Here is a 4,479-nt window from a genome sequence, read left to right as displayed (position 1 = left end):
TAGTGACAATAATAATTTCATGGGAATTATATCTCTAAATTGCTAAATTTTTGTCTAGACAAAGGAGACCACCATAGTTTCTTTATTAGGAATATTGATTGCACTTATAGTTAAAAGAGTATCTAGATCTTCAGAAGCAATATTATCACTTTCTACTTTTTCATCTTCTATTATTGAATGTATTAACTCATATCTTTCTTCCAATTTATTTCTATATAAAGTTTTATCCGAGAACTCTATATAATTATTTACTACATCTCCCGGATCAATATTTTTACATGTTAATTTAATTGAACTAAATGCTGCCAAAATTTGATTTCCTACCTCTCCCTCACTAGCTACATCAATGTGTATATTCAATGATTTCTTAGTCAATTCTTGCCTTAACTTACCTAAAGAAATTGTAATATATAAAATTACTCTATTATGACTTTGGTGAAATAAATAATTCTCTATCCCCACCTCTTTGTTTAAGGCTTCTAAATATTTTTGTTGTGGAATATCAAATAATATAAATTGGCCTCCAATATATTGTACATTCTGATCATTATCTATAATAATTTGAGATAGGCTAGAGGGCCTATGCACAAAAGTTGAGGCATTAAACCCTATCTTAGAAGTGATATAGTGTAATATGTTGCTTTTTCCTATTCCACCCTGAGTACTATAAACCGTAATATAATTAGCTTGTCCTAAAGATAGACCATGATTTTGTAACTCTTTCGTCAATTCTAAAGGTGTTAAGGATTGGTAATTCTTTTGAGTTTTAAGAACGTCTATTATATTAATAGGGCTAGCATTGATGTATGAATTATTGTAGAAGAGATTAAGACTATTATTTAAATTTAATTCAATATCGTTTAATAAATTTTGGTTAGTTATTGTTTTATTAAATTGGGTTATATTAGTGTATTCATTATAACGTTCTGATATATAGAGAGTATGACAAAAAAGGTTTATATGCCAAAGATATTGATCCACGCAAAATTCTTAAATCACGATTCTATAGAGCATCTTACCTTTCAGTATGGGAGTTTGTTAAAATACGATTAGCTCTTACTGTGCTAGTCATGTTTGGCATCTTTGTTTTAATCTATCTGCTATGGTCAAGATTTGGCAAAGATGTCAAAGCAGAAAAGCAAAAAGATGGTAGCAATAAAATATTGACTAGCAAAGAAGTTAGAAAGTGCTTGCGTAAAATTGGTAAAGCCAGCGATCTAACTATTGGTGATATGCCGCTAGTGAAAGATATGGAAACTAGGCATGTGTTAATTACTGGTGCAACAGGTGCTGGTAAAACTAATCTCATGCATAATTTACTGATTCAGGTAGAAGCAAAAGAGCAACCCGCTATTATTATTGATCAAACTGGGGAGATGATTGCCAAGTACTACAATCCACACCGCGGAGATATTATCTTTAATCCTTTCGATCAACGAGGCAAAGCTTGGGACTTTTGGAAAGATTGTGAATCTCGTGAGGATTTAGAGCGATTTTCCAAGATATTAATAGGTTTTAACAGAAAGCAATCGAGCAGTCACTCTGATCTTTTTTGGGAAACAGCTGCCGAAACTGTCTTTAAAGCTTGCGTTGAATTTTTAAGAGGAAAAAATGCCTCCGTACAAGATGTAGTAAATATGGCATGTCATGCAGATATAGAATATCTAAAAACCACACTAGGAGGTACTGAAGCCGCTAGATATCTTATAAATGACTCCAAACAAACGTCTGGCTCTATTGTAGCGGTACTGGCAGCAAATAGCAAACCACTTATGTACCTACAGCCTGCCGATGACAATGGAGCATTTTCAATTAAACAATACTTTGCTAATCTTCAGACAGGAAACAAAGCATGGTTATTTCTAGCAACCAAACCCAGTAGTCGTGCATTAACCTTACCACTAATATCTTGTTTAACTGAACTTGCATTAACACAGCTTATGGAAATAGGAATAGATAGTAAACGCAGAGTATGGATTGTTATCGATGAGCTGCCAGCCCTTGGTAAACTTCCTGCTTTATCACCTATGATGGCAGAAGGTAGAAAATATGGAGCTTGCGTCTTAGCTGGTATGCAATCTCTAAATCAACTTTACTCCCAATATGGTCATTATGATGGTTCTGCAATCTTCGGGCAGTTTGGCACATCCTTCTTCTTTAGAAATCTTGAGCCAGCAATTGCTAAAATGATTAGTTCTATGTGTGGTAGCCAAACTTTAATGCGTCAGCAGAAGAATACTAGCTTCGGTGCTCATGAATTTAGAGATGGAGTCAGTTATAACGAACAGCATCATAAGCAAGATATTGTCACTGTAGAAGATTTAGCTAACTTAAGCGTTGGTGAGTGTTACACTCTATTGCCTGAGCCGGCTGTTAGATTATCCAAAATACAAATTCTAGCAATATCTCTACCCAATAAGAATCTTGAACTTATTCCTAAAAAACTGATAAGCTCCAGCAATAATAGTGCTAATCGGTCTAATCAGAGTACTAATAATACCCAAGACTTATCTAATTCATCTAGATTAAATTCAGAACTCAATCATCTTGCACCCCAAAAATCTAAACAGCAGAAGAACATCAAGAAGCTAGGTAAGAAAAAACCAACACCACTAAAAGAAGAGGAGTTAGAGAGTAAAGCAGTTGATCTACTTTGAACTATCTTTATCGATGAAGTATATCAATAAGATGCTTTTAACTTTTAGATATCTATCATGGATAAGTAAGTAGCTTGAGCTATAATTCAACCTTCCGAAACAAAGCCCACTTATGCCAACAACAGCTACAAGCTCTTATTAAAGCTAAGGACAACAACAATCTTATGGAAAAATTACAAGAAAAAATAACCACAGAATGATCAAGGTCAAAGGGGTAAGCCCTTTGACTACAGAACTAGGATTTAAGCAGATTGTTGATCTCCTGAATAGATAAACCGGTAATACGAGAGATTTCAGGGATAGGGTAATTATTAGAGAACATAGTTCGGGTTAACTATAAATTAAATTATAAAAATTTGTTGCTTTCCAAAAATAAAATATGCTAGCTTAGGTTCTAAGATCTTTAAAGGCTTACCAGGAGCTTTAATTAACTAAGTTCAATCAAAACTAACAAATTAAGGATTATATAAATCCTTATCATAGATTTAATCTTTTTAGGATAATACATGAAGATAAAAATATAAATAAGGTGGTAAACTATGGAAACTGTTCAACAAGAAATCTCCAAAACCAAAACTCTACAAATTATAAAAAGACAAAAATGGTATATTACTAACTTCATAGAAAAGTTGTTTAAAATAAATATGAGTCAGGACGTATTAGTTGATATTATAATCAATGATGATCCTATTAATCCACGTGACAATCAAACTACAATAGTAGGACGCCCAAAAACGTTAGGGAGCACAACAAAACAAATGCGTCATGTAACCCCATATTCTTTTATAGAAGCAGCCATTAAAGAAACAATTGTGGCAACAGAAGAAAAGAATGATTATATATCATATATAAATGATATAGTAGAATCTATTAAACCAATAATAAAAAATAAGGAAGGTATCTGTTTAACGATAGATCAGTATTCGAAAATAAGCTCTAATATTACATCCAGAGATAAGGAATCTAAAACATTTAAACTGTCAACCACCAGTAATGAATATTACTTAATATACAATGATACACTTATAGAACAATTTGAGCATTGCAATGATTTCTCACAAGATGAAAAAAATAAAGCTAAAACAGACTTTAGTACTAAATTTGAGAAATATATTACTTATGGTATACAGTATCTTACTGAAGCAATATTAGATCCAAAAGATGTTAATACCATAACCATAGTTTGTGAAGGAATTGCAAGAATAATATTAACCTTATTTAATCAAGAAAAGTATGCTACTTTCCCTGAAGAAGGAAATTCCCTAAAAGAAGAAATTCGTGTATACAAAACTAAAAAGGATGCAGAACAAGCATTAAAACATGGATATGAAGTATATTCCCATAAAGAAATCACTAAAGAAATAAGTGTGCCACGTATTAAAACTAAATATGATTCATGTATTAGAATTGTTGATAATGAAGGATCAATAGTCAAAAAAGTAGCAAAAGTATTAAAGATCATGCATTCATTAGTTTATCATAAGTTATCAGGAATATCCCATAAGACAGAAAAAGAGGATTTAGATCATCAAAAAGAATATAATGAAAAATATAATTTTAAAATAAAGGATCAAAACCTTCAATGTAGAGACAAGTATAATGAAGAGATTAATATTAAAAGTAATATATTAGATATTTTTCCATACCACATAGCAAAGCATCTATATTCCGTGTTTGATTTTAAACCTTTAGAGGAAAGGGTGTTAGCACCTAAACAAAAAGGGGATGAGAGAACAATTACAGTATATGGTGGTCTCCTTTGTCTAGACAAAAATTTAGCAATTTAGAGATATAATTCCCATGAAATTATTATTGTCACTAT

At 31.8% G+C, this 4,479-nt stretch carries 3 protein-coding genes; 2 read left to right on the top strand and 1 reads right to left on the bottom strand.

All coding sequences use genetic code 11. The features are described 5' to 3' along the window. Nucleotides 1-54: 54 nt before the first annotated feature. Nucleotides 55-981 carry a hypothetical protein gene (locus tag RiCNE_RS06005; protein ID WP_094649680.1) on the bottom strand — a complete coding sequence of 309 codons (927 nt, stop codon included), beginning with the start codon at nucleotides 979-981 and terminating at the stop codon, nucleotides 55-57. 89 nt (nucleotides 982-1,070) lie between these two features. Here RiCNE_RS06005 and RiCNE_RS06000 point away from each other — a divergent pair, with 89 nt between their 5' ends. Further along, complete coding sequence (locus tag RiCNE_RS06000; protein ID WP_094649679.1) at nucleotides 1,071-2,657, top strand: type IV secretion system DNA-binding domain-containing protein; 1,587 nt, start codon at nucleotides 1,071-1,073, stop codon at nucleotides 2,655-2,657. Between the two features lie 539 nt (nucleotides 2,658-3,196). Then, a complete protein-coding gene (locus tag RiCNE_RS05990) occupies nucleotides 3,197-4,444 on the top strand; it encodes a hypothetical protein (RefSeq protein ID WP_094649678.1) in 1,248 nt (415 codons plus the stop codon). Nucleotides 4,445-4,479 lie beyond the last annotated feature (35 nt).

Source organism: Rickettsia endosymbiont of Culicoides newsteadi (assembly GCF_002259525.1).
Classification (GTDB): Bacteria; Pseudomonadota; Alphaproteobacteria; order Rickettsiales; family Rickettsiaceae; genus Tisiphia.
Note: the sequence above shows the minus strand (reverse complement) of the source record. Positions and strands in the feature narration are given on the sequence as shown.

Bases quoted from the DNA above. Each gene is read 5' to 3' on its own strand.
- RiCNE_RS06000 (WP_094649679.1), top strand. From the start codon at position 1,071: ATGTTTGGCATCTTTGTTTTAATCTATCTGCTATGGTCAAGATTTGGC.
- RiCNE_RS05990 (WP_094649678.1), top strand. From the start codon at position 3,197: ATGGAAACTGTTCAACAAGAAATCTCCAAAACCAAAACTCTACAAATT.